The 26,465-nt window shown below is 64.2% G+C and carries 26 protein-coding genes and 2 pseudogenes; 15 read left to right on the top strand and 13 right to left on the bottom strand.

The window, feature by feature from the left end:
* Nucleotides 1-22: 22 nt before the first annotated feature.
* A pseudogene (locus ACQI5H_RS13725) lies at nt 23-276 on the top strand (FIST signal transduction protein); the annotation flags it as partial.
* 54 nt (nt 277-330) lie between these two features.
* On the opposite strand, the gene ACQI5H_RS13720 reads toward ACQI5H_RS13725, so the two are convergent.
* Nucleotides 331-2,445: a serine/threonine-protein kinase gene (locus tag ACQI5H_RS13720; protein WP_427079906.1), complete on the bottom strand. Its 2,115-nt coding sequence runs from the start codon at nt 2,443-2,445 to the stop codon at nt 331-333.
* A gap of 141 nt (nt 2,446-2,586) precedes the next feature.
* Here ACQI5H_RS13720 and ACQI5H_RS13715 point away from each other — a divergent pair, with 141 nt between their 5' ends.
* From ACQI5H_RS13715 to ACQI5H_RS13705, 3 genes are all read left to right on the top strand, one after another.
* A complete protein-coding gene (locus ACQI5H_RS13715; protein ID WP_427079905.1) occupies nt 2,587-3,672 on the top strand; it encodes an MrcB family domain-containing protein in 1,086 nt (361 codons plus the stop codon).
* A gap of 197 nt (nt 3,673-3,869) precedes the next feature.
* Nucleotides 3,870-5,144, top strand: coding sequence for an SIR2 family protein (locus tag ACQI5H_RS13710; RefSeq protein WP_427079904.1), 1,275 nt, complete (start codon nt 3,870-3,872; stop codon nt 5,142-5,144).
* Between the two features lie 262 nt (nt 5,145-5,406).
* Entirely contained in the window at nt 5,407-6,291 is an 885-nt protein-coding gene (locus tag ACQI5H_RS13705; RefSeq protein ID WP_427079903.1) for a S1 family peptidase, read from the top strand.
* Between the two features lie 379 nt (nt 6,292-6,670).
* Here ACQI5H_RS13705 and ACQI5H_RS13700 read toward each other — a convergent pair whose 3' ends face one another.
* Nucleotides 6,671-7,120, bottom strand: coding sequence for a VOC family protein (locus ACQI5H_RS13700; protein WP_427079902.1), 450 nt, complete (start codon nt 7,118-7,120; stop codon nt 6,671-6,673).
* 87 nt (nt 7,121-7,207) lie between these two features.
* Between ACQI5H_RS13700 and ACQI5H_RS13695 the strand changes: the two genes are divergently transcribed.
* Nucleotides 7,208-8,476, top strand: a complete 1,269-nt coding sequence (locus ACQI5H_RS13695; protein WP_427079901.1) for a cytochrome P450 — start codon at nt 7,208-7,210, stop codon at nt 8,474-8,476.
* Here ACQI5H_RS13695 and ACQI5H_RS13690 read toward each other — a convergent pair whose 3' ends face one another.
* Both ACQI5H_RS13690 and ACQI5H_RS13685 read right to left on the bottom strand, forming a co-directional pair.
* A complete protein-coding gene (locus ACQI5H_RS13690; protein WP_427079900.1) occupies nt 8,477-9,943 on the bottom strand; it encodes a serine/threonine-protein kinase in 1,467 nt (488 codons plus the stop codon). It abuts the gene before it with no gap.
* 78 nt (nt 9,944-10,021) lie between these two features.
* The gene (locus tag ACQI5H_RS13685) at nt 10,022-10,378 is read right to left on the bottom strand and encodes a hypothetical protein (protein ID WP_427079899.1); all 357 of its coding nucleotides are present in this window, start codon (nt 10,376-10,378) and stop codon (nt 10,022-10,024) included.
* 44 nt (nt 10,379-10,422) lie between these two features.
* On the opposite strand from ACQI5H_RS13685, the gene ACQI5H_RS13680 reads away from it, so the two are divergent.
* Nucleotides 10,423-11,796 carry an FAD-binding oxidoreductase gene (locus tag ACQI5H_RS13680; protein WP_427079898.1) on the top strand — a complete coding sequence of 458 codons (1,374 nt, stop codon included), beginning with the start codon at nt 10,423-10,425 and terminating at the stop codon, nt 11,794-11,796.
* A gap of 83 nt (nt 11,797-11,879) precedes the next feature.
* Here the strand turns inward: ACQI5H_RS13680 and ACQI5H_RS13675 are convergent, their stop codons facing one another.
* Both ACQI5H_RS13675 and ACQI5H_RS13670 read right to left on the bottom strand, forming a co-directional pair.
* On the bottom strand, nt 11,880-12,290 hold the full coding sequence (locus ACQI5H_RS13675) for a hypothetical protein (protein WP_427079897.1): 411 nt from the start codon (nt 12,288-12,290) through the stop codon (nt 11,880-11,882).
* A 21-nt stretch (nt 12,291-12,311) separates the two neighbouring features.
* Complete coding sequence (locus tag ACQI5H_RS13670; RefSeq protein ID WP_427079896.1) at nt 12,312-12,917, bottom strand: TetR/AcrR family transcriptional regulator; 606 nt, start codon at nt 12,915-12,917, stop codon at nt 12,312-12,314.
* A gap of 62 nt (nt 12,918-12,979) precedes the next feature.
* Here ACQI5H_RS13670 and ACQI5H_RS13665 point away from each other — a divergent pair, with 62 nt between their 5' ends.
* Entirely contained in the window at nt 12,980-13,429 is a 450-nt protein-coding gene (locus ACQI5H_RS13665; RefSeq protein WP_427079895.1) for a DUF1707 SHOCT-like domain-containing protein, read from the top strand.
* Between the two features lie 2 nt (nt 13,430-13,431).
* Nucleotides 13,432-14,193, top strand: coding sequence for an SDR family NAD(P)-dependent oxidoreductase (locus ACQI5H_RS13660; RefSeq protein WP_427079894.1), 762 nt, complete (start codon nt 13,432-13,434; stop codon nt 14,191-14,193).
* A 23-nt stretch (nt 14,194-14,216) separates the two neighbouring features.
* Here the strand turns inward: ACQI5H_RS13660 and ACQI5H_RS13655 are convergent, their stop codons facing one another.
* Genes ACQI5H_RS13655 through ACQI5H_RS13635 form a run of 5 tightly spaced genes read right to left on the bottom strand, consistent with a single transcriptional unit; the run spans nt 14,217 to nt 17,293 of the window.
* The gene (locus ACQI5H_RS13655; RefSeq protein ID WP_427079893.1) at nt 14,217-14,666 is read right to left on the bottom strand and encodes a hypothetical protein; all 450 of its coding nucleotides are present in this window, start codon (nt 14,664-14,666) and stop codon (nt 14,217-14,219) included.
* A 40-nt stretch (nt 14,667-14,706) separates the two neighbouring features.
* The gene (locus ACQI5H_RS13650) at nt 14,707-15,141 is read right to left on the bottom strand and encodes a protease inhibitor I42 family protein (protein WP_427080005.1); all 435 of its coding nucleotides are present in this window, start codon (nt 15,139-15,141) and stop codon (nt 14,707-14,709) included.
* Nucleotides 15,041-15,571 carry a hypothetical protein gene (locus ACQI5H_RS13645; protein WP_427079892.1) on the bottom strand — a complete coding sequence of 177 codons (531 nt, stop codon included), beginning with the start codon at nt 15,569-15,571 and terminating at the stop codon, nt 15,041-15,043. The genes ACQI5H_RS13650 and ACQI5H_RS13645 overlap by 101 nt, the downstream gene beginning before the upstream one ends.
* The gene (locus ACQI5H_RS13640; RefSeq protein ID WP_427079891.1) at nt 15,568-16,377 is read right to left on the bottom strand and encodes an SDR family oxidoreductase; all 810 of its coding nucleotides are present in this window, start codon (nt 16,375-16,377) and stop codon (nt 15,568-15,570) included. Before ACQI5H_RS13640 ends, ACQI5H_RS13645 begins: the two co-directional genes overlap by 4 nt.
* Nucleotides 16,378-16,381: 4 nt before the next feature.
* A complete protein-coding gene (locus tag ACQI5H_RS13635; protein WP_427079890.1) occupies nt 16,382-17,293 on the bottom strand; it encodes an RNA polymerase sigma-70 factor in 912 nt (303 codons plus the stop codon).
* Between the two features lie 49 nt (nt 17,294-17,342).
* Between ACQI5H_RS13635 and ACQI5H_RS13630 the strand changes: the two genes are divergently transcribed.
* The 4 genes and pseudogenes from ACQI5H_RS13630 to ACQI5H_RS13615 all read left to right on the top strand — a co-directional run bounded on the left by ACQI5H_RS13630 (nt 17,343) and on the right by ACQI5H_RS13615 (nt 21,294).
* Nucleotides 17,343-18,395, top strand: coding sequence for a DUF5685 family protein (locus tag ACQI5H_RS13630; RefSeq protein ID WP_427079889.1), 1,053 nt, complete (start codon nt 17,343-17,345; stop codon nt 18,393-18,395).
* A 35-nt stretch (nt 18,396-18,430) separates the two neighbouring features.
* Nucleotides 18,431-19,213: an enoyl-CoA hydratase/isomerase family protein gene (locus ACQI5H_RS13625; RefSeq protein ID WP_427079888.1), complete on the top strand. Its 783-nt coding sequence runs from the start codon at nt 18,431-18,433 to the stop codon at nt 19,211-19,213.
* 43 nt (nt 19,214-19,256) lie between these two features.
* The gene (locus ACQI5H_RS13620) at nt 19,257-20,849 is read left to right on the top strand and encodes a Na+/H+ antiporter (protein WP_427079887.1); all 1,593 of its coding nucleotides are present in this window, start codon (nt 19,257-19,259) and stop codon (nt 20,847-20,849) included.
* A gap of 114 nt (nt 20,850-20,963) precedes the next feature.
* A pseudogene (locus tag ACQI5H_RS13615) lies at nt 20,964-21,294 on the top strand (hypothetical protein).
* A 21-nt stretch (nt 21,295-21,315) separates the two neighbouring features.
* Here the strand turns inward: ACQI5H_RS13615 and ACQI5H_RS13610 are convergent.
* Both ACQI5H_RS13610 and ACQI5H_RS13605 read right to left on the bottom strand, forming a co-directional pair.
* Nucleotides 21,316-21,933 (bottom strand): TetR/AcrR family transcriptional regulator, encoded by a 618-nt coding sequence (locus ACQI5H_RS13610; RefSeq protein ID WP_427079886.1) that lies wholly within the window; start codon nt 21,931-21,933, stop codon nt 21,316-21,318.
* Nucleotides 21,934-21,942: 9 nt separating this feature from the next.
* Nucleotides 21,943-23,112 (bottom strand): aromatic ring-hydroxylating oxygenase subunit alpha, encoded by a 1,170-nt coding sequence (locus ACQI5H_RS13605; protein ID WP_427079885.1) that lies wholly within the window; start codon nt 23,110-23,112, stop codon nt 21,943-21,945.
* A gap of 128 nt (nt 23,113-23,240) precedes the next feature.
* Between ACQI5H_RS13605 and ACQI5H_RS13600 the strand changes: the two genes are divergently transcribed.
* From ACQI5H_RS13600 to ACQI5H_RS13590, 3 genes are all read left to right on the top strand, one after another.
* Complete coding sequence (locus ACQI5H_RS13600; RefSeq protein WP_427079884.1) at nt 23,241-24,347, top strand: glycosyltransferase; 1,107 nt, start codon at nt 23,241-23,243, stop codon at nt 24,345-24,347.
* Between the two features lie 13 nt (nt 24,348-24,360).
* Entirely contained in the window at nt 24,361-25,209 is an 849-nt protein-coding gene (locus ACQI5H_RS13595; RefSeq protein WP_427079883.1) for a sulfurtransferase, read from the top strand.
* A 76-nt stretch (nt 25,210-25,285) separates the two neighbouring features.
* Complete coding sequence (locus tag ACQI5H_RS13590; RefSeq protein WP_427079882.1) at nt 25,286-26,464, top strand: FAD-binding domain; 1,179 nt, start codon at nt 25,286-25,288, stop codon at nt 26,462-26,464.
* Nucleotide 26,465 lies beyond the last annotated feature (1 nt).

The raw sequence follows: 26,465 nt of genomic DNA, 5'->3' as shown, positions 1-26,465 counted from the left end.
CGGGACGGCGCATCATGAAACTGTGCGGATCGGAGTCGGAGTCTCTACCGCGCCCGACGCACATCAGGCCGCGGTGGAGGCTGCAGCACACGCGAGCGAGGAGTTCCGGGTGAGGCGCCGTCGCTGGCCGTCCTACTCGCATCGCGATCACACACCGACAAGGCCGTCGACATCCTCGACGCGGTGCAACAGATGGTCGAGGCGCCCGCGCTGATCGGTTGCGTCGCCTCGGCGATCGTCGCCGGCCGCCAGGCGAGCCGGCGGTGCCCCGCGGTTACTCCGCGACCGAACCATGGCGAAACAACATCCGCCGCATGGCACAGCTAACTGTTAGAACAACGCCGGGTCAGCCAGAACGACAGCCGGCGGCACGTCACTGATCCGCGTCGCAACAATGGGTGTCTTGTAAACGTTGCCTTTGAAGCCGCACTCGTTGGTGAGAATTGTTACGGTTTGAGTGCCGTGCAGTGTGCCGTCCGGCTGCGGCTGTAATGATGAGCTAATTGTGGCTGTATCTGCGCCCTCTCCGCTCGAACATGGTGCGGGCGGCTGTAGATAAGGCGTGTTCTGCCAGTATCCGTCCGTGAACTCGAAGAAGAGTCCGATCCCGGCGGATTCCTGTTGGTTATTGTCTGCGAGGACCGCCCCCGTGGCGACGCATCGAGTAGAAGTGCATGACGAACGAAACCCATACCAATGGGTTTCCTTGCTAGAGCCGCCGGTCGTGGGGTTTCCACTAACGGTCTGGTGTGCCATGTCGAGGTCAATGCGATATGCGCCCTCGAGTACCGGCCCCCCAGAGGGTGGTCTCGAGGCGATGGTCGTGGGTACGGCGGTCACTTCCGCCGGATCAGGTATGGCGATGCCGGTGGGCACGTCACCTGTGCGGGTCGCCACGAAGGGAGTCGCCAGTACCAATCCCTGCTGGCCGCACTCGTTTGTGAGAACAGTCTGGGTGGTAAGGCCGTGCAGCGTGCCGTCGGGCTGAGGCTCCAGAGAGTTCACGGCCATCAGCGTTTCTGCGCCCGCGACGATCGCTCCGTTCACGCCTAGGCACCTGTCGACGCTTTCTTGGCGACGAAAGGGCGTTTCCTGCCAGTGGCCGTCGGCGAAATGGTAATCCCTGGGCGCGGAACCGGCAGCAGTGCCGAGGATTTGGGGATTCTTGTTGTCCAACTCGACGTCCTTCGCCACGCACCCCGCGGGCGTGCAAAGCGACCGGAAGGCTACCCAGAAGATGTTGTTGACGCTGGACGCAGGCGGCGTAGGCGCGCCATTAGCGGTCCGCTTTGCCAGGTCGTAGACCATCCGAAAGGTGCCGTCGAGGACAGCAGCAGGCGCGGCAGGAGTACCAGCAGCCGCGGAGGTGGTCCGGTGCTTCGGCTGGGTCATGTAGCCGATGACACCGATGACGGTCAGCATCACCACCGCTATCGCCGTCCCGAGTAATATCCGATTCCGCCTGCGCCCCTTCCCCTCGGCCACTGGCGCCTTTGTGGCTGTGGAATCCGATGTCTCGCTGGGTCGTTTCGACCACGCGGATGATCCCGCAATAGGTGCGGCGACGGTGATGCCCGCCTCGGTGCCGCGATCACTTTCCGCTGCACTGGCGGCGCGTTCACTGAGTGACTGGGCGAACTCGCGGCACCTGCCGAACCGTTCGGCGGGGTTCTTGACCAACGCAGTCGACAACACCGGATCGAGATGCGCCAACTCGCGTCGGCGGTCGCTGAGCTTCGGTGGTGCTGCATTGAGATGCTGGCTGATGACAGCCACGGGGTTGGAATGCTGATACGGCGGGGCGCCGGTGAGCAACTGAAACGCGGTGGCGGCCAGCGCGTATTGATCGGCGCGGCCGTCGATGTTTTCACCCATTAACTGCTCAGGTGCGGCATAGGCGACGGTTCCCACGGTGAGATTAGTCGCCGTCAGTCCGCTGACGTCCGCGAGCTGTCGCGCTATTCCGAAGTCGGCCAACAGGATACGTCGCTCACCGTCCTCGGGCTCTGCGAGCAGAATGTTGGCCGGCTTGACGTCACGATGCAACAGCCCGCGGTGGTGGGCGTAGTCAAGCGCCCCGGCAATCGCGGTGACGATGGCGCACACGTCATGTACCGGCATCCCCGTCGGGTACCGGTCTTTCATCAATTGGCCGGCGTCGGTGCCTTCGACGTAGTCCATCGCGATCCACAGTTGGTCATCGAATTCGCCGCGATCATGCACCCCGACGATATGGGGGTGCCACAGCGTGGCCGCGACGTCGGCTTCGCGGTTGAAACGGTCCCGGAACTCGCGATCGGCGGACACGTCGGTCGGGAGGATCTTCAATGCGTCGCTGCGGGGCAGCCGAGGGTGCCGGGCCAAATAGACCTCCCCCATCCCCCCGGAACCCAGCAGCCGCAGGATGGTGTACCCGGCGAAGGTCGCGCCGCTGACCAACGGCATGCTTCCAACCCCCGTTTGGTGATCTCGCTGTTTGAGACGATGCCCGATTCGTCGATGGCAGCGTATGCGCCTCCGGGATTACTCACATCAGGATTGTGAAAATTGGCGCCGCACGTCAACGCGAGTCGCTAACGTGCCACCATGCGCGATGCCATTCAAGAGGTGCTGTTGTGGCAGACGGAGTATTCCAGCAAAGTCACGGACGCCATGAAGCGACGCGGCGACCTGGTCAGGACACAATTGCCAAACGAGCTCCGAGACCTGCTACCGGAACTCGCCCCGCGTGTTGGGGTCGATGATCTACGGGTGCAGGGCGGCGACGGTAGCGGGAGTCGCACCGAAATCCCGTGGACCCGCGTCTACTCCCAATCCCGTTCACCCAGCGCGACCCGCGACTGGTATCTCGTTTTCCTGTTCAGCGCCGGCGGCGACCGCGCCTACCTGAGCCTCAACCAAGGGACAACGCAATGGGATGCAGGTGGTTGGCGCCCACAGCCGCTATCCGACCTGTCTGCCCGCACGGCCTGGGCTCGACAGGTCCTCACTGATGAAGCAACATTTCCCGGTCCGTGGACAACTGAGATGCGGCTCGACAATCGCGCTAGCGAGCTCGGCACCCTCTATGAGCTGGGAAATGTTGTGGCAGTTGAGTACCCGATCGACGATGTGCCGTCCGACGAGCAGATTAGGGCTGACCTGATTGTGGGCGCCTCGTGGTTGGGACGTATTTACGACCTCAAAGATGAAGGGTTGTATGTACCGGGCGACTCACCCGAGGTATCGGACGGTGTCGCTGCGCTAGACGCGATCAGCAGGCCACGGAAGATCCGAGACCGCACGCGTCTGAATGCTGCAGAGAACAAAGTCATCGAGCAGCGCGCTGTGGAGCTCGTGCGTGCCTACTTCGAGGGACTTCACTACGAGACCAAAGACGTCGGGTCAACCGAGTCGTATGACGTCAAGGCCATCAAGGAAGGCCAAACGATCAAGATCGAGGTCAAGGGGACAACCTCGGACGGCTCAGATGTGGTTCTGACGTCCAACGAGGTAGGGCTCCACGAAGCTGAATACCCCAACAATGCATTTGCGATAGTCCGGCACATCCTCCTGCGCAGGAACGGCGAGCAACCCATGGCAACGGGGGGCGAGTTGATCTTGGAGATGCCATGGAAGTTAGATCCCGGCCGGTTACAGCCGATTGCATACCGCTATCGCACGGGGCTCTGACCTGAGCCATCTTGTTCCACGTCACTCGGTCAGCCCGGCGCGCGCCCGGTCTAGGGCCGCCATCACCTAGGGTCATCGGGGTCATAGCCTTCATCAAGGATCGCACCACGTTCTATCTCGCCCCTAGCGGCTTGGGACACAGAAGCTGGCGCGTCGGTACCCTCGGACCCTCGGTTTGAGATGGGACTATCGAGGACATGTCAGAACAAGGACCAGAAGACATCGCGAGAGATGTGGCGATCCCCAAACCGGGCAGTCTTGACGAGCACGAGAACATCTGTCAATGCGTCGAGTGTGGGCTCGATTATGACTTCGACCTGCCCGAAGAGTTGGTCAGGGCCGCACACTCACGTGACGTTGTCATCTTTGCCGGCGCCGGTGTCAGTACCGAGGTGCCCACGGTATTCCCTGAAACCATCATGGAGGCGGCAGCCGAGGAATTAGGTCTCAAAGAAGCCGAATCGTTTCCCAAAGTCATCCAGGCCTATGTTGACAGATTTGAGCGCAGGGCGTTCGTTCAAATGGTCAAGGCAAAATTCGACTGGATTAACAGCTTTTGGGGCCCAAGATACGATGCGCGTAAATTTCATCGAGAACTTTCCACGATGCCATATTTGCAAGACATCGTGACGACGAACTGGGATACATACTTTGAAGAGGAATGTTTAGCGACGCCATTCGTCGCGGGCGAAGATATCGCCCTTTATGACATGCCAGGCCGTCGGGTGCTTAAAATACATGGCAGCATGACGAATCTTAGCACTATCATAGCGACGGAATCAGACTATGAGAAATGCCTTGCCGAATTGAGCGACAACGTGATCGGCACGCTACTCAAACATATGCTGTTGACCCGCACCATTGTATTCGTCGGCTACTCGCTCAGAGATTGGGATTTTCGGCGGCTGTACGAAAAGCTTCTCGCGGATATGGGCGGATACTCACGACGGGCATACTTCGTCTCGCCATTTGGCGCGGATGAAGAAGATGAAGACAAATTTGGTCTCGTGACATTAAAGACAAGTGGTGTCAAGTTCTTAAGAGAGCTGAAGAAAGCTAATCTCGGCAGTTGTTTTTTACATGATTCGAGCTACGGCCGTGTAGCCCAGTATTACGACACTATTCTGGAGGCTGATTCATTCGCGAAGACTGTACCTCATAAGAAGTATCCTTCCGTGCTGTATTGCTGGGCATTCCACGACGGCGCTCGCGACGCATGCTCTCGCATTAAGAACAGGAAAGGTTCCGGCGAATATTCAAGCCGTGCTTATATCTTGAATCGGATCAAAACTTACGAAAATCTCCAAGAATCTGCATGGCGTGCTGCCAACTACTGGGATGACGCATATATTGATGGATATTTGGTGCCGCTATATATCATGCTTGACGATCAAGAAGACGAAGACGGCGACTATAAGTTATTCACTACCGCGCCCTTTACTTCATTTATGGAGCAGACGGTGATTCGCTGATGCGCACTAACGAAGAATTTCGAGACGCGGTCAAAGCTAGTAATCGGCGAGCCCCGAAGCCGCGAGCGGCGGCTCGTAAACTTCTCGAAAAGATACCGGCAGATATGGTCGTGACACATGGTCCATTCCTGAGTGGTCTTAGCACAGAGAATGAATACGTAGAGGACGAGCACGCCCCATGATCGTTTGCCAAGCGGTCTTGCCCAAGTCTAAATCCGGATTGACTGACGTAATCGCACGAAATAGCTGAATGGGGTAGGATATGGGCTCGGCTTTGCCGAAACCCGAAGGCGTAATTGGTGACAAAGCCTTCGTCGAATTAGGGCTTACATCATGGAGCTCAGCTATAGTTCCTGTTGTTGTAATGAGCGCAAACAGAATCCAATGTATCGGAACCGCCTTCAATATCTCTCCGTTTGGTGTATGGGTTACTGCGGCTCATGTGATGGATGAGGCGGATGCTCTCGTCGCGAGCACGCCCGGCTCTAATGTGGGCCTGGTATGGGTCGGGTCAGGCGTCGGCGAAAACGTTGTAGATCTACTGGGTGGCGCCATCCCGATTAATTTCTGCGATAGGCGTCCTAGTAGTGACCTAGCGCTGTTGCGTACCGATTTGCGGCGACAGAATGGTCATCTCTACCCATTGCCACATCTCAACCTTAGCGCACGAATGCGACGAGTGGGCACACCGATCGCCGGACTTGGCTATACACGATTTAATATACAATCTGATATTACTAATTCAGATGGCCGTCGGATAGTTGTAGAACCCAATTTTCACATGGCGACGGGCGAGGTAACGCGACTCTATCCGGAACGCAGAGATAGCGCGATGCTCCCCAGTGCATGTTTTGAGACTTCGGCAAGATTTGACGGGGGAATGAGTGGCGGGCCTCTTATATGCCAAGACGGCTGGGTGTGCGGTGTCGTCTCAACCGGCGGCCTTGGAAGCGACGATGATGGCTATACGTCATTTGCATCAGCGACACCGGTTATCTTCTTGCTGGAATTGCAGGAAGGGGCGCAAACGCAGAGCGTCTATGAGATGGTTCAGCGCGGCTTGGTGATTGCCGATCAGTATTTCCCGAATCTTGAAATCGTAGAACAAGGCGAGCGTGTCGGTATCTCATTTGCAATCGAACGCTAAAGGTCATGCTTCAGAGACCTTTGTCTATTGTGCGTCCGAGAGCGTCTAGGTCTGCCGGATCAAACTTCAACAGTTTGGCCCGACTCTCTGAGCCGTGAGCGAACCGCGAGCGATCAGTCGCGGATTAGTTGAGACGCCGAGATTCGGGGCATGCGTGCCGGAAGTTGATAGCACATGATCACACGGCGCGATTATTAGCTACCCAAAAATATCGCAGTAGTTGCAATAACAGTGTTGTAGCAAAGCGCCCCCGGCAGGATTCGAACCTGCGGCGTCTGCTCGAGCGGCACCGTGGCTGGTCGAGGAGCCGCTCTTCAAGCCACCAACCGACATTCAAGAACCGATGTGGTCGCCCATAGCGAGCTGCGCAAGACTCTTCTTAAGGACGAGTCGGCAACACCGAAAGCCAATCCTCCGGAAGCAGCTCCAGCAACTGTCCATCCGGATCCCGGATCATGGCTGAGGCCTGCGACACCGTGCCGTCGACCACCGCTCCCCCGAACTCCACGACCTTCTCCAAAGCGCCCTTGAGATCGGACACCGAGAACGAGATGTGCGTCAGCCCAATCTGATCCATGACGCGTTCTGACCCGGTGTGAACCTGACGCTTCGAGTAGTCCATGAGTTCCAGCACAAAGCCATCGCGCATCAAATACGTCGCATGCACCCCGAGCGGCTCGGGAAGCTGCACAAGCTGTGCGGTGGGGCCGTCGGGCGGATCGAGCTCCCACCAGAACTGAAACCCAAGCACATTTTCGTAGAACCGCCGCGACCGCTCGCGATCGGAGACACACAATCCGACATGGTTGAAGGTCGTCCGGTAACTCATCGCGGCCTTTCTCGACAGAACCCAAGAGCGTAATAATGCAAAGATAGTGCAAAAAGCCGAGCTCTCGTCGCGGTGGAGGACTTCCAGATGACTACACGGCCCGACGTCAGGCCCGACTCCATCGTCGACTTCGACCACCATTCCGACGAGTTCAACCTCAACCAACAGCAGATCAACGCCGAGCTACGGCAGAAATGCCCCGTCGCCTGGAACACGAACTACGACGGATTCTGGTTCCTCAGCAGCTACGACACGGTCAGCCAGACCGCCCGCGACGACGACACTTTCTCCCACCGATACGACCCCGATGCCGAGGACGGTGTCGACTACCAGGGCGAGATGGGCGTGCCGCGCCCCGACGGCCAACCGGCCCTGGGCATCGGCGAGGTCGACGGCGCCTATCACCTGGCCCTCCGCCACGCGCTGGCCCCGTTCTTCTCGCCGGGGGCCGTCGAAAAACTCAAGCCCTTCATGGAGCAATCCGCGCACTGGTTCCTCGACCAAAAGATCACCGACGGGCAGATGGACCTCGTCCTCGACTACGCCAGCCCGGTCCCCGCCATCCTCACCATGAAGCTGATGGGCCTGCCCTACGACAACTGGCACCTCTACGCCCACCTCTTCCATTCCGTCATGGCCGTCCCCCAGGACAGCGACGAGTACACCAGCGCCATCGCCAAAGTCCCCGCCATGATGCAAGAGGTCCTCGACTTCGCGGCGGCCCGACGAGCCGACGCCCGAGAAGACCTGACCAGCTTCCTCATCCAGTTCGAATTCGACGGCCAGCGCCTCACCGACGAACAGCTGCTCAACATCATCTGGAACCTCATCGGCGGCGGCGTCGACACCACCACCTCCCAAACCGCGCTCACGCTGAAACACCTGGGCACCCACCCCGAGCTACGCCAACAACTCATCGACCACCCCGAGCTCTACCGCACCGCCACCGACGAATTCCTGCGCTACTTCTCGGTCAACAAGTCACTGAGCCGCACCGTCACCCGCGACGTCGAACTCAACGGCCAACGGTTGAGAAAAAACGACCGCGTCATCATCAGCTGGCTCTCCGCCAACCACGACGAACACGAATTCGAGCGACCCGACGACGTCATCCTGGATCGAATGCCCAACCGCCACCTCGCCTTTGGGCTCGGGCCGCATCGCTGCATCGGATCGCACCTGGCGCGACTGATGTCCGAAGTGATGGTGAAGGCGGTGCTCGACCGCATGCCCGACTACCGCGTCGACGTCGAAAACGTCCACCAATACATGAACAACCCCAGCATGACCGGGCTGGGCCAGCTGCCGGTCACCTTCACCCCAGGAGCGAGCCGAGAGACGTTGCGCCCCTGGTGATCACGACGCCGTCGCGTACTGCAGCACTGGCTCCGAGGAATCGACGTGCTCGCCGCTGATGATCTTCAGCCGTTCGGGGCGTACCTGGTAGAGGACGCCGTTGAGCGGATTGCTGACATCGAACCCGTCCCCAACACGTTCCGCGTTGGAAAGTTCGATGTGGGCGCCGTCGCGGATCCGCTCACCGCGGTAGTAGTAACTCCCGCTGAGGTTTTGACACACCACAGCGAGTGACTGGGCGGTTCGCACCACGGCGGCCGGCGGATTGCCCGGGTCGCACCGGGCCGTCTCACCGACGAACCCCAACCCGTCGGCGCCCTTCACCGGGTGGGATAGCGACGGCGTCTTCGGCGCCGGCGCGCGCGACGGAGGCGCGGCCCGCACGGACTGCGACGGCACCGCACCGTTACGTGGCGTGAAGACCACCGATCCCACCGCCACGACCAGCCCGACGATCAACGCGACCACGGCCGCCGCGGTCAGCACGAGCGGCGCCCGGCCGATGGTCAGCGGACGCGCCGGCCGGTCCGGCCTCGACTCCGCGGGCGGGTACGGGCTGTAGCCGGTGTCATCGGCGTTGGGATAGAACGCCGCGAACGGCCGCGTGCGCGGCGGCAGGCTCTGGCCCGCCGCGACGGGAACCCGCTCGTCGGCCGAGGACACCGCCTCGCTGGCCGCCCGGGCCAGCTCACCCGCGGACGCGAACCGCCCCGCGCGCTGCTTGGCCATACCCTCGGCGACGACATCGTCGAAGGCCCGGCCGACGCCGCGGCGCATGATGCTGGGCCGCGGCACCGGGGACAGCAGGTGCGCGCTCTTCAACTCCTGCGGATCCGAACCCTCGAACGGCGGCTGCCCGGTGAGGCACTCGTAGAGCACACACGCCAGCGAATACACGTCGGTCTGCGGCCCAATCCGCCCGCTGGTGAACCGTTCGGGCGCCATGTACGTGCGCGACATCGCGGCGTCGCCGCCGGCATGGGCAATGCCGAAGTCGACGACGTACGCGAAGTGGTCGCGCGTGAGCAGGACGTTCTCCGGTCTGACGTCGAGGTGCATCAGCCCTCCGGCGTGCGCGGCGTCGAGCGCACGCGCCACCTGCGCCGTGATCGAGGCCGCACGCGAGGATTCCAGCGGCCCCCGCTCGCGCAGCAAGTCGCGCAGGCTGCCACCCTCGACCAGGTGCATATCGAGGTAGAGCACCCCGTCGATCTCGCCGAAGTCATGCACCGGGATGACGTGGGGTTCCTGCAAGCGCGCCGCTCCCCGGCATGCTTGGTAAAAGCGTTGCTGGAAGCCAGGTTCCGCGGCCCTCTCGGCACGTAATAGCTTGACCGCGACGCGCCGATCCTTAACCGTGTCGTAGGCCCGATAGACCTCGCCCAGCGCGCCGCTGCCGATCAGTGCTTGCAGCTCATAGGGCCCGAACCGGGTACCGAGACGCGAGCCGCCATCCGAAGACGACAATCGGCAATCCTTCCGTCAGCTCGAACAGATCCAGCCCGGCGGATTCCCAAATTCGGCGTCGACGTAACGTGCGACAGCTCACGCGTGCGGCGGTACTGGGCACCAGAACAGGCCGCAGTTGAAATTCGGAGGGCCGGTTTGCCGCGGCGGAGCGTTGATCGGTCCGCTCGGCCAGCCATATACGGCTCCATTGCCGGTATCGACGACACCACGATAGTCGTAGTAGTACTCGTGGCACACGCTCATGTTCCAGTTGATGAAGTTATCTGGAATCCGCTCGCCAGGACACCAGTGACCGCACGTGTGGCCCGCCGGGCAGTTTCCGCCGACGTGGCCAAACGGATCGGCGTGGGCAACACCCGCGGCCATCGCCAACCCCGCGGTGGCGATGGCGCCCGATACCAGTGCCCCGGCGACGATCGTTTTCAACGTCATGCGGCAACTACACAACGGCCAGCGCACTACCGATCCCAATTACGATGAGCGACATGACGGCGCGCTTCGCGGAAATCGTCGGGCCCCAAAACCTGTTGACCGGCGACGCCATCCCCGACGACTACTTCCACGACGAGGTACTGACGACGCCGCCGCAGAAACCCGCCTACGTCGCCAAACCCGCATCGGCCGAAGAGGTCGCGCGGCTGCTCAAAACCGCCACGCAGCACAAGGTTCCGGTGACGGCACGCGGATCTGGGACCGGCCTGTCGGGCGCCGCGACACCGCGCGAGGGCGGGCTGGTCATCTCCTTCGAGCGGATGAACGCGGTCCTCGAGGTCGATACGACCAACCAGGTCGCCGTGGTCCAACCGGGAGTGACGCTGACCGAACTGGACGCCGCGACCGTCGACGCCGGGCTGAGCTACATGGTTCATCCGGGCGAGCTGTCGTCCAGCGTCGGCGGCAACGTGGGAACCAACGCCGGCGGCATGCGGGCGGTCAAGTACGGGATCGCCCGCCACAACGTGCTCGGATTGCAGGCCGCGCTGCCGACCGGCGAGCTCATCCGGACCGGCGGCAAGATCGCCAAGGTCTCCACCGGCTACGACCTGACCCAGCTCATCGTGGGCTCGGAAGGCACCCTGGCCCTGGCCACCGAGGTGACCGTCAAGCTTCATCCTCGCCTCGACCACAGCGCCACCGTGCTCGCCCCGTTCGCCGACTTCGACCAAGTGATGCAGGCGGTGCCTCGCATTTTGGCCAGCGGGCTGGTGCCCTACATCCTCGAGTACATCGACAACATGACGATGGCCGCCCTGGTCCACACCCAGAACCTCGAGCTCGGCATCCCGGATCAGATCCGCGACAGCTGCCAGGCGTATCTCGTTGTGGCGCTTGAGAATCGCACCGCGGACCGGCTGGACGAGGACGTCGAGCGGGCCGGTGAGCTGGTCGCCGAGCTGGGTGCCGTCGACGCCTACGTGCTCGAGGGAAGCTCGGCCCGTCGGTTGATCGAGGCACGCGAGAAGGCGTTCTGGACGGCAAAGGCGATCGGCGCCGACGACATCATCGACACCGTCGTGCCGCGCTCCGCGATGCCGAAGTTCCTTTCCACCGCACGCGATCTGGCGGCGGCCGCGGGCGGCGCCGCGGCGGGGTGCGGGCACGCCGGTGACGGCAACGTGCACCTGGCCATCATCTGCAAGAACCCGTCGAGTAGGAAGAAGCTGCTGACCGACATCTTCGCGCTGGCAATGGAATTGGGTGGCGCGATCTCCGGCGAACACGGGCTGGGCCGCGCCAAAACGCCGTACTTTCTGGAGCTCGAAGACCCCGTCAAGGTCGAGCTCATGCGCCGCATCAAGCAGAGTTTCGACCCGGCGGGCATCCTCAATCCCGACGTTCTCTTCGCGTAGGACCCAACCCGCTAAGCAATTGTCGCTGTGAGGCGGGCACAACATGTGCCGCCTCTTCGAGAGACTCGTGTGGCCAATGTGACTTATTGGCGCCGCCGCGCTGCCAACCAGCGTGTGGCGAACCAACAGAACAGCGCGAACCCGACGCTGGAATAGATCAAGTTGATGACCACGCCCGCCGTCGGATCGAACCCGAGCTCGCGCAACTGGCCCGCTTTGCGGGCATCGATACCGTGGCTGAGCTCCCAGATGATTCCCGCGATCGCGACGAGCTGCCCGGCGAGCACGACGAGGACGAGCCGGATCACCCACCGCGTGCCGCGCAGCACCAGCACCGCGACGCCGGTCAGGACGATCGCAACCGGAACATAGACCAGCGCTTGACCCGTCTCGCGGTGCGCTACGGCGGAGACCAACGCGGTGACGGCCAGCCCCACGCCAGCAAGCATGAGCCCGGCGACGCTGATCGCCAGCGGCCGATGAAACGCAGCCATGACGGCGGAGTCTACGCGTCCTCAAAGCAATTGGGCCACAACATTTTCAATCATGTCCTCCGGATCTTGGCCAATGCCGACGGCGTGCAATTCGCCGCCGATGGCAAGCGAGGCGACGCCGTGCACCAGCGCCCAGAGCGGGCCGGCAACCGAACGCGGGTCCGCACCGTCGACAATGCCCGCCTCCTCGCAACGTGTGATCGCCTCGAGCAGGTCGCCGAACGCCCGCTCCGCCGCAACGCCCAGGCTCGGGTGTTCCGCCTTCGAAATCTCGGCGCCGAACATCACCTGGTAGCGGTCCGAATGGGCGACGGCCCAGCGCACATAGGCACGACCCAGTTCAACAACCCGCGCCTTCGGCTCCCCCACGGCCTCGGCGGCCGCGACCAGCGCGGCGTGCAGTTCGAGGAACCCCTGTTCGGCGACCGTGGCCAGCAATTCAGCCTTGTCGGCGAAGTGCCGATACGGGGCCGCCGCGCTGACGCCGGCGCGCCGCGCCGCCTCGGTGAGGGTGAACCCTTTCGGCCCCTTCTCGGCCACCAGCGATAGCGCGGCGCTGGTCAGCGCCCGTTTCAGATCGCCGTGGTGGTAGCTGTCGCGACGCACAGCCGTCGATTTCCGTGCCATGTTGACGAGATTAACATTATGGTTTATGTTAATGCTATTCACATCCCGACCGAGGAGCAGAAATGAGCAAGCAACTCTTGACCACCACCCCGAACAACCGCGCCGGCGACCGCGACCGACAGCGGACGGCCGCACGCCTCGGCCAGGCACTCGCGCAGGGCTATCTGGAGCTGGATGAGTACGACCAGCGCCTGCAGGCGACCTACCAGACGCACACCACCGGGGAACTAAGCGAGCTCGTCAAAGACCTTCCGCTCGCTCGCATCCGTCGTGCCGACCCTCGCCGCCGCGCCGCCCGCGCGGCCGCGGCCCGTCGCGGCGTGCGCATCCACCTCGGCGCCTTCGTCGCGATGACCCTTGTCGTGCTCGCCGTCTGGGCGGCGGTCGCCGCCGGCACCGGTGCCGCGTACTTCTGGCCGGTCTGGCCCATCCTCGGCGCAGCGATCGGCCTCGTCAGCCACGCCCTAGCCGTCCGCCCCGTCGTGAAAACCATTGGAATTCAAGGAGTTTAGAAATGTCGCTAGCCGTAATTACCGGCGCCAGCTCGGGCCTCGGCGCAATCTTCGCCGACCAGCTCGCGAAGCGTGGCCATAGCTTGGTACTCGCCGGACGGGACGAGGCGCGCCTGAAAGCGGTCGCCCAACACGTAGGCCAACAAGCCGACGTAGTCGTCGGCGACCTCGGCACCAAGAAAGGCACAGACGCCCTCATCGCCCACCTCGGCAACCGAGACGTCGACGTCCTGGTCAACAACGCCGGGTTCGGCACCTACGGACCGTTCGCCGAGATCGACACCGAGCGCGAGCAAGAACTGGTCGCCGTCAACGTCGACGCGCTGGTGCGACTCACGCATGCGGTGCTCCCCCAAATGCTCCAGCGCGGTCGCGGCGGCATCCTGAACGTCGCCTCCACCATCGCGTTTCAGCCCGGCCCCTACCAAGCCACCTACGGCGCGTCGAAGGCATTCGTGCTGTCGCTCAGCCAAGCGTTGTGGGCGGAGACCCGAAAATCCGGAGTCACCGTGACGGCGTTGTGCCCGGGCCCCACCCGCACCGGGTTCGTCGACGCCCTCGGATCCGACGTCTCGCACACCGCGATCTATCGACGCCTCGCGGACCCCGAGCCCGTCGTGGCCGCCGGCCTGAAGGGTCTGGACCGAGGCCGGCCCGTCGTCGTACCCGGCTTGCGCAATCGGTTGACGTCCGCGTTCAGCCACCTGTCCCCCGGTTCGATGTCGGCGCGCGTCACCGGGCGGATGCTGCGGCCGGCCAAGTGACCAACCGCGTTGCGCCGCAACACCTATGACTTCGGACGCACCCCGGCGGCGCGATAGACGAAGACCGGCTCGACCGGAAACCGCAACGTCGTGCTGGGCAGCTTCTCCAATACCTCGTCCGGGATCGTCCTCTTGTACTTGAGCTTCATCATGCCGCTGCACGCGCGGTCCACGCCGTGCAACCCGATGTCGATCACCAGACCTTTGCCGGTGATGGTCGCGGTCGCCGGTCCCTTGTCGGCGTCCCAGCCGCAATCGATGGACCGCAAGTTGGTGTCTCCCCGCGTGGGAAAGGTCGCGACCACCCGCGCCGCGCTGAAGGCGAACGCGCCCTTATAGCGGGACACCCCGGAGGCCGAAAAGACGCCCGGGACATGGCCGCTGAAGTGCCGACTCACGCCGACATTCCCCGCGAGGAAAATCAGACCCTCGGCTTCGAGCTGCTCGCGCAGGTCCGCGGGCACGTTGCTCAACCGCGACAAGTTGCGAAGGAAGCCAAACACAGCCAAATTTCTACCGCACTGTCACGGTCGCGTTGTAGGTGCACTTCGGTGTCGGATCGTGGCCCACGAAGCTGGTGTAGTAGGTGGTGATCGTGGTGATCCCGGGTTTCAACACCTCGAATGTCCAGACCTCGGTTCCGGGGGCCCCCAACGCGTCGCTGGTCGGTTGGACAAACGCGTGACTGGTCTGCTTCAGGATCGTCGGGTCGCCGATCTTGGTTTCGGCCCTCCACCGATACGGGGTGGTGTAGTTCGAGCCCAACTTCAGTGTCAATGTGTTGCCGACGGCCAGCGTGGTGTTCTGCGTGATGACGCTCTGCTTGAGCACGTCATCCATCGACACCTCAAGGGTGGTGCTGGTCGGGGGGTTCCTGGACTGGAACGTGCAGCCCACCAACGTCGATGTAACGAGCATCGCGACGGTCACCAAGAGCCTGATCTTCACGACAGTCATTTGCGTCCATTATGGGGGCTCGCGTTGGTCGCCACGTGGTGAGGATCAGCAGGGCGACCGGCAGCAGCACGGCAATGGTGAGGACGGTTGTCTGCGCGACCGCGTCCGCCGTCGTGAAGTGCTCCAGGTGGTTGACGTGAAAGATCAGGTGCGGGATCGCGAACAGCAGGTAGGCACCCAACGCAACCCGGACCACGCGGCGCTCCATCGTTATTGCGGCGACGACGAATACGAGCGCAAGTGAAAGATTCATCGCGCCGTAGTCGCGCATCAGGTGTTCGGAGAACGGCGGCACCAGGGTCACCCAGGGCACGTAGTCGTAGAACGCGCGAGGGGCCAGGGTCGCGACGAGTCCGACGGCGAGCGCCACGAACGCGAGAAACCACACGCCGGCACGAAGCACGGCCAGCCGGGCATTCATTGCGATCCCCTGCGTCGGGGGCGCGGCAAGTAAGCGCGGATAGCGTCGCGGTACGGCCGTTGACCCGCGTCGACCTGTTCGCGGAGGTACTGCTCGAAGGTGATCGTGCCGTCGGCGTGTTCCGGCGTCAGCAGGCCTCCGGCGCCGATCCCGCGAAACACCTTGCCGGGCAACCGGATCGGGACGATTGGCCGGCGCTTGCCGACGATCGCCAGGTAGCTGCGAGCGAGATCGTCGAGCGCACGCGGCTGCGGCCCGCCGAAATCCGGCGCACGCCCGAGGGGCTCGCCGAGCGCCAGCTGGGCCAACCGCTCGCCCACGTCACGCACGTCGACCGGTTGGAACCTCAAGCCCGCCGGCAGCGCCATCACCGGCGGCTTCGCGAGCATCCGCAACAGGAAAGCGATCAGATCGTGAAACTGGGTGGCCCGCATCACCGTCCACGGCAGGCCCGACTCGGCGATCGTGCGTTCATTGGCGAGCATCGTGCGGTAGAGGGTGAACGGAATGCGGTCGATGCCGACGATGGAGACGTACACCAGATGCGGTGAGCCGGCGCGTTTGGCCGCCGCGACCAGGCGCTCGCTGGGATACACGCAATGCACGATCGTGTCGACACCGTCCAGCGCCGCGTCCAACCCGTCGCCGGTTTGCACGTCGCCGACGACGTGCCGAACATCGGTGGATTGCTGCGGCCGCCGTCCGCGGCTCAGCACGCGGACGTCCTTGCCCGCGGCCGCAAGCTGGTCGACGACGATGCGCCCGACGGTGCCAGTGCCGCCGGTTACCAGTACTCGATTAGCCATACCCTTATGAACCGGGCAGCCCGGCCGGACGTGACAACTGCTCGGCAATAAATCTCAGCTTGTCCGGATTGGCCACCACGCGCACCGCCGCTATCTGCTGGTCGCTGATCTCGAAGTACAGGACACCAGCCAACGTTTCGCCGTCGAATGCCAGCACCGCGGGCTCGCCGTTGACCTCGGCGAAATCCAACCGCAGCGCAAACTGTGGCGCGTTCCTGCCGAACGCGCCCGCAATGTACCGGGCCACCCGGTCGCGGCCCAGGATCGGACGCCGGGCGGCCCCCACCTTGCCGCCGCCGTCGGCCGTGGAGGTCGCATCGGCGGTCAGGATTTCGACGAGTCCGGTCACATCGCCCGCGCCAGCCGCAGTGAAGAATCGGTCGACCAACGACCGCCACTTCGCCCGGTCCGGTCGGTGCACCGACGGACGCGGTTCGCCCAGCCGTTGCCGCGCGCGCCGGTAGAGCTGCCGGACGTTGATCTCCGACAGTTGCAGGATCTCGGCGATCTCGAAGTGGCTGTAGGCGAACGCCTCTCGGAGCACGAACGCCGCCCGCTCGTTGGGTTTGAGGCGTTCCATCAAGCTCAGCAGCGCGATCGACACCGACTCGCGCTGCTCGGCGGTTTCCTGCGGGCCGAGTGCCCGGTCGTCGGTGAGGACCGGCTCCGGAAGCCACGGGCCGGGGTACACCTCGCGGCGGGCGCGCGCCGAGGTGAGCCGGTTGAGGCACAGGTTCGTGACGACCTTCGTCAGCCACGCCGGCAGCGATTCGATGTGGTCCGGGTCGGCGGCGTGTAGGCGCAGGTATGCATCCTGCACCGCGTCTTCGGCTTCGCTCGCCGACCCGAGCAGTCGATATGCCAACCAGAACAGGCGCGACCGCTGAGCCTCGAAATCCTCGACGAGCTCGCTCACCCTGCCCAGCCTGCCATCTTGGGAGCTCGAGGTCAGGTAGCTTCTGTGCATGTTTGGCATCATCCGGCCCTGCCGTCATCGGCTCGGCGACGAGCTCGCGGCCGCGTGGACGGCCCAATTGTGCGGATTGTGTCTGGCGCTGCGCGACGATTACGGCCAGGTCGCGCGGATCGCCACCAACTATGACGGCCTGGTGGTCTCGCTGCTCGTCGAGGCGCAGTCGGCCGGCGAACCGACACGCCGAAAGGCCGGGCGGTGCCCGCTGCGCGGACTGCGGCGAGCCGACGTTGCCACGGGTGAGTGTGTGCGACTGGCCGCGGTGGTGTCTCTGGCGCTGGCCGCTGCGCGGGTTCGCGATCATGTCGACGACCGCGACGGCGTGGTCGGCGTGGTCGGAGTGCGACCGGCCGCGCGTCGCATGGCCGAGCGATGGGTGCGTCAGGGCAACGACGCCGGTCACAGCCTGGGCTTCGATACCGGTGTGCTCGTCGCCGCGATGGACCGGCAGGCCGAGCTCGAGGCCACCGCGGGGCCGGGCAGCTCGCTGCTGGCAGTGACCGAGCCCACCGAGACGGCGGTCGCCGAGGCGTTCGCGCACACCGCCGTGCTGGCCGGCCGCCCGGGCAACACGGCGCCGCTGCGCGAGATCGGCCGGCTGTTCGGGCGAGTGGCGCACCTGCTCGACGCCGTCGAGGACTACCGCGACGACCTGGCGCGCGGCAAGTGGAATCCGTTGGCCGCCACCGAAACTCCGATCGCGCAGGCGCGCTGGCTGTGCGACGATGCCGTGCTGGGCATCGAATTGGCGCTCGCCGACGTGGAGTTCAGCGACGGGCGCCTGGCACACCGGCTGTTGACGCGCGAGGTGCGCCGCGCGGTCTCCCGCACCTTCACCGGGGCCGGTTACCGAGCGCAAAGCGGAACGCCGCACGGCCAGCAGGAGCCGATCAACTTCGGTCCCGGCAATCCCGCGGGACCCGAGGGTGAAGAGCCGGGTCCAGCGGCGAAACGCCGCGGCGGCGGCGACGGAACCGGTTGCATCTGCTGCTGCGATGGCTGCGACTGTTGTTGCGACTGCGGCGACTGCTGCGACTGCACATAGGGCCCGACGCGCCCGGCCGGTTAATGTTGCCGGCCATGACCACTTACGACACGCTCACCTTCGCGCAGGACGGGCCCGTCACCCGGATTGCGCTCAACCGGCCGGACGCGGCCAATGGCATCGACGACACGCTGGCGCGTGAGTTGGTCGACGCGGCAGCGCGATGCGACGTCCCCGAGACGAAGGTGGTTGTGCTTACCGGCGCGGGACGGTTTTTCTGCGCCGGCGGCGACTTGAAGGCGATGGCGGCCTCGCCGCTCGGTCCCGGCCGATTCGTCAAACGCCTGGCCGACGACCTGCACCGGGCGATCTCAACCTTCGCGCGGATGGATGCCGTCCTGATCATCGCGGTCAACGGCGTGGCGGCAGGGGCGGGATTCAGCCTCGCGATGATCGGCGACCTGGTGCTGGCCGCCGAGTCCGCGTCGTTCACCATGGCCTACACCAAGGCGGGGCTCAGCCCCGATGGCAGCTCGTCCTACTATCTCCCGCGGCTGATCGGCGTCCGCCGCACCCAGGAACTGATGCTGACCAACCGGCGACTCTCGGCCCAGGAGGCGGCGCAGTGGGGGTTGGTCACCGAGGTCGTGCCCGACGACGGTCTGGCCGCCCGCGTCGACTCGCTGGTCGCTGAAATGGGCGGCGCCGCAAAGGCGTCCAGCTCGGCGGTGAAGAAACTTCTGATGACCAGCTTCGGCAATGGCCTCGAGGAGCAAATGGAGATCGAAGGCCGGATCATCGCGGCGTGTGCCGATAACCCGGACGGCCGCGAGGGCATCGATGCGTTCGTGAACAAGCGCACACCAACGTTCGCCTGACGCCCACCACGCGCCAACCGACCGGGTCCGGCAGGATGGGCTGGTGTTTGGCCTAGAACTCGTCGTCGCGCTCGTCTCCACCGTCATCGTGGGAACGGTCATCGGCCGGCGGTATCGCGTGGGCCCCCCGGTGCTCCTCATCTTGCTCGGCGCACTAATGGGTCTGATCCCGCATTTCGGTCATGTGCATGTCGATGGCGAGGTCCTGCTGCTGCTGTTCTTGCCCGGGATCCTCTACTGGGAAGGCATCAACACCAGCTTTCGCGAGATCCGGGCGAACGCGCGCATCATCGTCATCCTCAGCGTCGCCCTGGTGATCGCGACGGCGGCCGCCGTGTCGTGGACCGCGCGCTCGCTGGGCATGGACCCGCACGCGGCCGGCGTCCTGGGCGCGGTGCTGTCCCCCACCGATGCCGCCGCGGTGGCCGGCCTCGCAAAAAAACTGCCGCGCCGCCAGCTGACCGTGCTGAAGGCCGAGAGCCTCATCAACGACGGCACCGCGCTGGTGCTGTTCGCCGTCAGCGTCCAGGTCGCGATCGGCGGATCGGCGATCAGCCCCCTGCAGGTGACGGGCCGGTTCATCCTGTCCTACGTCGGCGGCATCGCCGCCGGGCTGCTAGTCGGCGGCGCGGCCACCCTCATCCGCAAACGAATCGACGCGCCCCAGGAAGAAGGCGCCCTGAGCCTGCTGACACCGTTCGCCGCGTTCCTGTTGGCCCAAGCCTTCGACTGCAGCGGTGTCGTCGCGGTCATGGTGTCCGCCCTGGTGCTCGCATACGCGGGACCGCTGGTGATCCGCGCCCGCTCCCGCCTGACGGCCTACGGGTTTTGGGACATCGCGACGTTCCTGCTCAACGGCTCATTGTGGGTGTTCGTCGGCGTGCAGATCCCGGGCGCATTGCGCGGTATCGCAGGAGTCGACGGCGGATTTCGCCACGCCTTGTATCTGGCTCTCGCCATCACCGTGGTGGTCATCGTGTCCCGGATCGTCTGGGGCGAGGTCACCACCCTCCTGATTCGCCTCATCGACCGCCGCGAGTTGCAACGTGCCCGTCGCGTCACATGGCGACAGCGCTTCCTCACGGCATGGGCCGGATTCCGCGGCGCCGTGTCGCTGGCCGCGGCGGTGGCCGTTCCCGCAACCACGCTCAGCGGCGCGCCTTTCCCGGACCGCAGCCTGATCATCTTCATCGTGGTCGTTGTCATCCTGGTGACCGTCCTGGTCCAAGGAACCACGCTGCCTGCCGTGCTCCGCTGGGCGAAGATCCCCGACGACGCCACCTACGTCCAAGAATTGGAGCTCGCCCGCACCCGCGGCGTACAAGCCGCCCTCGACGCGCTGCCGACGGTTGCCGACGAAGTCGGCATCAGCGACGACCTACGACGGCGCCTGCAGAAGGAATACGAGGAGAAGGCCGCGCTCGCCCAGGCCACCGAGGACGGTTCGGCGAACCACCGCCTGCTCAAGGGCAAGGAGAAGGTGCGGCGGGTGCGACTCGGCGTGCTCGAACACAAGCGCCGCGAAATCACCGCGCTTCGCAACCAAAAGGTCATCGACGACATCGTGCTGCGCGAGTTGCAGAACGAGATGGATCTAGAGGAAGTGCAACTACTCAACGCCGCCGACGACGACTGAGTCCTACGTAAGTCACACGCGCCTCAGGGATCTCGCCGGAAAGGCGACACCCTTTGTGCCCGCCTCATAGCGACAACTTGAGTACTTGTCATACCCGGACGCGATCGTTTGCATATGGACCTCCGAGGAATCGAATTGCGTTACGTGCTGACGTGGCACCTTGCCCACAATGGACGAACGACCATCGCCGAAATGATCGATGCGCTCAATCGGCAGGGCTTCCGCATCCATGGCAGAGCGTCAAAGGCCATTTCCGATGCCTTGCGGTAGGAGACCGCACGCGACAGAGCGCGCCGAATCGGACGAGGCCAGTACGGGCCTGGGTATATCCCGCGCTCGACCGAATACAGAATCCACCAACGCGTACTGGCTCTGCGGGAGGCAGCGAAATTGTCGCTGTGAGGCGGGCACAAGGAGCGCCCCTTCCCGCGCGAGGCCAAAGTGATCGATGTGACAACGCATTTGGTTACTGCGCCGAGGCGATCGGTCGGTAGTGGGTGATTGCGGGCGCAACCCATTGGCGCAAGTAGTCGCGTAGTTCGGCGCCGGACCGCGGGGGCCGGCCGGGGTCGACGATGAAGGATTGCAGGATCCGCAGCATGAATTCGACGAGACCGTCGCGTCGGTCGTCGGTGATGCCCGCGGCGTTCCAGTCCACGTTGAATCGGTCCACGATCGAACGCCCAAGGGCGAGAGCAACATCGGAGGTCACGCTCGCCGAATTCGCCGTCGCCTTTTCCGCGGTCAAGAGCAGTCCCAGGTATTTGTCGTGGGGCAGCTCTTCCAGGGTGTGGGCGATGCCCTCGACCACGGCCTCGGCGGGATCGTGGATCGGATTTAGGTGTGCGCCGATCCGATCGAGATAGGGGCCCACATGCGACAGCGCTGTGGCGGCCAAAAGCGCGTCGGGACTGGGGAAATAGCGGTACACGGTTTGGCGGGTGACCCCGAGATCGCGGGCGATGTCGCTGATCCGGATGTCCGGGCCGGATTCGTCGATGGCACGGCTTGCCGCCGCGATGATTCGTCCGATGGCTTCCTCGTCGCTCGAGGGCAGTTCACCGGACCAGCCATGTCTGCGCATCTACGTAACCTAGCCCAACGCGACGCCTAGCTCCTCGGCGAAGACCTTGATCATGTGTTGCACGCCGATTTCGTTGCGGCCGATGATCATGTGGTCGTGTTGCCCGTGGCGCACACCTTCGCCGCACTGGGGCAGCATCGCGAAGTCCTCGTCCCGGACGGCGGCGTGCACGGCGTCATAGATCAGGTCATAGGCGCTTCGGTGCTCGTCACTGGTTGCCGGGATTCGCGCTAGCCAGCTGTGACGTACCGTGCACCGGGTGGGTGAACCGGCGGGCAGGATGTCGATGACTTCGACGCCGACGTTGCTGTTGGCCAGGATCAGGTTCGGGTAGATCCAGTAGATCAGGCCCATGTTGTCGCGCACGTCCCAGGAACCGCTGGGGTCGGTGTCGAGGTTGGTGATCCAGTTGAACGGAAACCCGAGTCGGTGGTGCCTGCCGTATTCGTCGTAGATCGCCACATTCGGCAATGCGTTTTGCCCAATCAGACTCTCGCCGTGCACAAATGGAAAGTGGTAGCCCTCCGCGAACGCTTCCAACGCTCCCTTCCACGACACGTCGGACGTGAACTCGCGGTAGGTGTGATACCCGAACGACCCGTAGTCGAGTTCGGCCAGTTGCGGTCCCAAGGGGCCCAGATGCGCATCGACGTCAATGGAGCCGTCGGCGCTCAACACCGCCCAGACGAAGCCGTAGGCCTCCTGGCTGGGCAGCTCGACTAATCCGTAGTTCGCGGTGTCCACACCAGTGAAGCCGGATTTGCCTGGCACGCTGAACAATTCGCCGGTGTTCTTGTACGTCCACGCGTGATACGGACGGGTGAATCGCGAGGCGTTGCCCGCTCCGCAGGCGGGCATCGCGCCGCGGTGGCGGCAATAATTCAAGAACACATGACTGGCGCCCGAGCGGTCGCGGGTCACCAGCAACGAACTGCCCAGCACCGAACGAACTTCGAAATCGTTCGGGTTCGGGATCTGCACGCTCGGCAGGATCGCCAGCGGAGTGCGCCGCAGGATCTGAGATTCCTCGACGTCGGTGATCTTGGCGTCGCGGTAGTAGTGCAACGGCACCCGCAACGGCTGGTGCGCCATGTCCGTGGTCTTGTCCAGGACCAGCCGCAAGGCACGCCGCGTCAAATCGTCATTGATTTCCGTCGGTCGAACGTCCTCGATCGTCATGACTTCAGACCATACACCTAATCGCTTATGGATGGTCAATACTCGGAGTCTGCGGAATTCATGGACTGTTCAGGCACGCGTCGGTTCCACATCGTTGAGTGCACAGCCACGGCGGGTGTCCTCACGGTATGCGTGTTGTACAGGTCGCCAACTTTTATGGCCCGCGCTCCGGCGGCCTTCGCACGGCGGTGGACCGGCTCGGCGCCGAGTACTGCGCCATGGGACACGAGGTGTTTCTGATCGTCCCCGGCCCGCGCACCGAACGCACCGAATTGCGAACGGGCGTCGTACGAATCACCCTGCCCGCCAGGCTGATTCCCTTTACCGGCGGCTACCGCGCGGTGATGCCGTGGCCGGTCAAGGCACTAGTGGAGTCGCTGAAACCCGACGCGCTGGAGGTCTCCGACCGGCTCACGCTGCGATCACTGGGGCCGTGGGGTCGCGAATTCGGCGCCAGGACAGTGATGATCTCCCACGAGCGCCTGGATCGCCTTGTGGGACAGATACTTCCGCGCCGGGCCGCGGAGAAGTTCGCGGACTTCGCCAATAGGCGCACCGCCGCCAACTACGACACCGTGGTGTGCACCACGGGTTTCGCTCGCGAGGAATTCGACCGCATCGGAGCGACGAACACGGTCACCGTCCCGCTGGGCGTGGACCTGCACACCTTCCACCCGCGGCGGCACTCGCACCTGGTCCGGCGGCGATGGGCCACACCCGAACAGATCCTGCTGGTCCACTGCGGCCGGCTGTCGGTCGAAAAGCGCGTCGACCGCAGCATCGACGCGCTGGGCGCCCTGCGCCATGGCGGCGTCGACGCCCGGCTGGTCGTCGTGGGCGAGGGCCCGCTGCGGGCCAGGCTGCAGCGGCAGGCCGCCCGGCTTCCGATCGACTTCACCGGTTTCATCAACGACCGCCACACCATCGCGGGGCTGCTCGCCACGGCCGACGTGACGCTGGCACCCGGGCCGCACGAAACCTTCGGGCTCGCCGCGCTGGAATCGCTGGCGTGCGGGACGCCGGCCGTCGTCTCGCGCACGTCGGCGCTCACCGAGATCGTCACCCCCGACAGCGGTGCGCTGGCCGACAACGATCCCTTCGCCATCGCGACAGCCGTCGGCACCATCGTCAGCCGACCCGAGCAGCACCGCCGCAGTTCCGCGCGGCGCCGCGCGGAGAACTTCACCTGGCAACGTGCGGCGGCGGGCATGCTGGAATCGCTGGGAACCGCGTAGTTACGCTCAATCGGTGGAAGCGCGCGACCGGGTACTCATCACGGTCACGGAGCTGGCCGACATCCTCGCGGCGGGCGATCCGCTTACCGTCCTGGATGTGCGTTGGCGCCTCGACGAGCCCGACGGGCGACCGGCGTACCTGGAGGGCCACATCCCGGGCGCGGTGTATGTGTCACTCGAGGACGAGCTCAGCGATCACACCGTCGCCGGCCGTGGACGACACCCGCTGCCGTCGGGCCGTGATCTGGACGCCGCCGCGCGCCGCTGGGGAATTCGGGCTGACTCGACGGTCGTGGTGTATGACGACTGGAATCGCGCCGGCTCCGCGCGGGCATGGTGGGTGTTGACCGCGGCGGGACTGCCGAATGTGCGGATTCTGGACGGCGGGCTGTCGGCGTGGCGATCCGCCGGACACCGTCTGGAGACCGGTCTCGTCGAGCCGCAACCGGGGAATGTGACTGTGCCGCACGATGATTTGTATGCCGGCGGCCGGCCGACGTTGACCGCCGAACAATCGGGCGCTGTGACGTTGCTTGACGCCCGCGCGCCGGAACGCTTCCGGGGCGCCGTCGAACCCCTCGATCCCGTCGCCGGTCATATCCCGGGCGCAATAAATCTGCCGAGCACCGCGGTGCTTGCCGCCGACGGCACGTTTGTCGGCGATTTCGCACTCGCCCAATTGCTTTCCGACCGTGGCATCTCCGATGACCGCCCAGTCGGCGCCTACTGCGGTTCGGGCGTTACCGCCAGTGTCGTGATCGCGGCGCTCGCGGCGACGGGCCGCGAGGCGGCACTGTTCCCCGGGTCATGGTCCGAATGGTGTTCGGACCCGAGCCGCCCGGTGAGCCGCGGTTCCGAATAACGCCTTCTATTTCCTAGTGCAACTATTGCATAGTGCTATAGTAATAGCGTCCCTGCTAGCTGGGAGGGGTACGCACATGAAGGTTGCCATTGTCGGCGCGGGGATCGCCGGTCCCACGCTCGCGTACTGGCTGTGGCGCTGTGGTCACGAGCCGACACTGATCGAAAAGGCGCCGCGGCTCCGCACGGGCGGTTATCTCGTGGACTTTTGGGGAGGCGGTTACGCCGTCGCCGAACGCATGGGACTCACCGCCGAATTGCACGAGACGGGGTACGCGGTTGAGGAAGTGCGACTGGTGGACCGGCACTCGCGGAGGGTGGGCGGCTTTTCGGCGGATTTGTTCCGGCGAAACCTCGACGGCCGGTTCGTCAGTGTGCCGCGCGGTGACTTAGCCGGCATGATCTATCGCGCGATCGGCGACGACGTCGAAACCCTATTCGGTACAAGCGTTTCGGCCATCGCACAAGACGACTCGGGCGTCGAGATCACACTCGAACACGGCCAGTCGCGACGGTTCGACTTAGTCGTCGGCGCCGGCGGTATCCATTCGCCGGTGCGCGGTTTGGTCTTCGGCCCGCAATCGAGATTCGAGACCGACCTCGGCTACCGGGTGGCGGCCTTCGAAGCCGACGATTACCAACCGCGCGACGAACTCGTATACCTCGCCCACAGCTCGCCGGGGCGAATGATCGCTCGCTTTGCGATGCGTGGCGAAAAGACCTTATTTCTCTTCGTTTTCAGCACCGACCACATGAACGGCCCCGACCCACAAGGCTTGTCGGAGGTCAATGCCGCGCTCGGTCAGGTCTTCGGCGACGCGGGCTGGGAATGCCCCGAGATCCTGCGCACACTCGACGATGCCGCCGACGTGTACTTCGACCGCACCAGCCAAATCGTCATGGACCACTGGTCGAAGGGGCGGGTAGCGCTCGTCGGCGACGCCGCGGCCGCGGTCTCCCTGCTGGCGGGCGAGGGAGCGGGACTGGCGATGGTGCAGGCCTACGTGCTGGCCGGCGAACTCAGCCGCGCCGACCACCCCGAAGCGTTTCGTCGCTACGAACGCCAGCTGCGGCCGGTCGTCGAGTCCAGGCAGCGCTCGGCGCGCGGATTCGCCTCGGCGTTCACGCCGAAGACGTCGCTCGGTGTGTGGACCCGCAATCAAGCGTCCAAACTGCTGAACATCCCGCAAGTGGCCGATTGGGTCATCGGGCGTGAATTCCGCGACGACATCGCTTTACCCGAGTATGTCGCGTAGG

Source organism: Mycobacterium heidelbergense (assembly GCF_050205645.1).
Classification (GTDB): Bacteria; Actinomycetota; Actinomycetes; order Mycobacteriales; family Mycobacteriaceae; genus Mycobacterium; species Mycobacterium heidelbergense_A.
This window is presented reverse-complemented; position numbering and strand designations above follow the sequence as displayed.

Excerpts from the sequence above, each read along its gene's own strand:
- ACQI5H_RS13705 (WP_427079903.1), top strand. The coding sequence starts at position 5,407 with ATGGGCTCGGCTTTGCCGAAACCCGAAGGCGTAATTGGTGACAAAGCC.
- ACQI5H_RS13715 (WP_427079905.1), top strand. The coding sequence starts at position 2,587 with ATGCGCGATGCCATTCAAGAGGTGCTGTTGTGGCAGACGGAGTATTCC.
- ACQI5H_RS13695 (WP_427079901.1), top strand. The coding sequence starts at position 7,208 with ATGACTACACGGCCCGACGTCAGGCCCGACTCCATCGTCGACTTCGAC.
- ACQI5H_RS13670 (WP_427079896.1), bottom strand. The coding sequence starts at position 12,917 with ATGGCACGGAAATCGACGGCTGTGCGTCGCGACAGCTACCACCACGGC.
- ACQI5H_RS13610 (WP_427079886.1), bottom strand. The coding sequence starts at position 21,933 with ATGCGCAGACATGGCTGGTCCGGTGAACTGCCCTCGAGCGACGAGGAA.
- ACQI5H_RS13645 (WP_427079892.1), bottom strand. The coding sequence starts at position 15,571 with ATGAATGCCCGGCTGGCCGTGCTTCGTGCCGGCGTGTGGTTTCTCGCG.
- ACQI5H_RS13625 (WP_427079888.1), top strand. The coding sequence starts at position 18,431 with ATGACCACTTACGACACGCTCACCTTCGCGCAGGACGGGCCCGTCACC.
- ACQI5H_RS13675 (WP_427079897.1), bottom strand. The coding sequence starts at position 12,290 with ATGGCTGCGTTTCATCGGCCGCTGGCGATCAGCGTCGCCGGGCTCATG.
- ACQI5H_RS13665 (WP_427079895.1), top strand. The coding sequence starts at position 12,980 with ATGAGCAAGCAACTCTTGACCACCACCCCGAACAACCGCGCCGGCGAC.
- ACQI5H_RS13660 (WP_427079894.1), top strand. The coding sequence starts at position 13,432 with ATGTCGCTAGCCGTAATTACCGGCGCCAGCTCGGGCCTCGGCGCAATC.
- ACQI5H_RS13680 (WP_427079898.1), top strand. The coding sequence starts at position 10,423 with ATGAGCGACATGACGGCGCGCTTCGCGGAAATCGTCGGGCCCCAAAAC.
- ACQI5H_RS13685 (WP_427079899.1), bottom strand. The coding sequence starts at position 10,378 with ATGACGTTGAAAACGATCGTCGCCGGGGCACTGGTATCGGGCGCCATC.
- ACQI5H_RS13605 (WP_427079885.1), bottom strand. The coding sequence starts at position 23,112 with ATGACGATCGAGGACGTTCGACCGACGGAAATCAATGACGATTTGACG.
- ACQI5H_RS13710 (WP_427079904.1), top strand. The coding sequence starts at position 3,870 with ATGTCAGAACAAGGACCAGAAGACATCGCGAGAGATGTGGCGATCCCC.
- ACQI5H_RS13630 (WP_427079889.1), top strand. The coding sequence starts at position 17,343 with ATGTTTGGCATCATCCGGCCCTGCCGTCATCGGCTCGGCGACGAGCTC.
- ACQI5H_RS13600 (WP_427079884.1), top strand. The coding sequence starts at position 23,241 with ATGCGTGTTGTACAGGTCGCCAACTTTTATGGCCCGCGCTCCGGCGGC.
- ACQI5H_RS13700 (WP_427079902.1), bottom strand. The coding sequence starts at position 7,120 with ATGAGTTACCGGACGACCTTCAACCATGTCGGATTGTGTGTCTCCGAT.
- ACQI5H_RS13640 (WP_427079891.1), bottom strand. The coding sequence starts at position 16,377 with ATGGCTAATCGAGTACTGGTAACCGGCGGCACTGGCACCGTCGGGCGC.
- ACQI5H_RS13720 (WP_427079906.1), bottom strand. The coding sequence starts at position 2,445 with ATGCCGTTGGTCAGCGGCGCGACCTTCGCCGGGTACACCATCCTGCGG.
- ACQI5H_RS13590 (WP_427079882.1), top strand. The coding sequence starts at position 25,286 with ATGAAGGTTGCCATTGTCGGCGCGGGGATCGCCGGTCCCACGCTCGCG.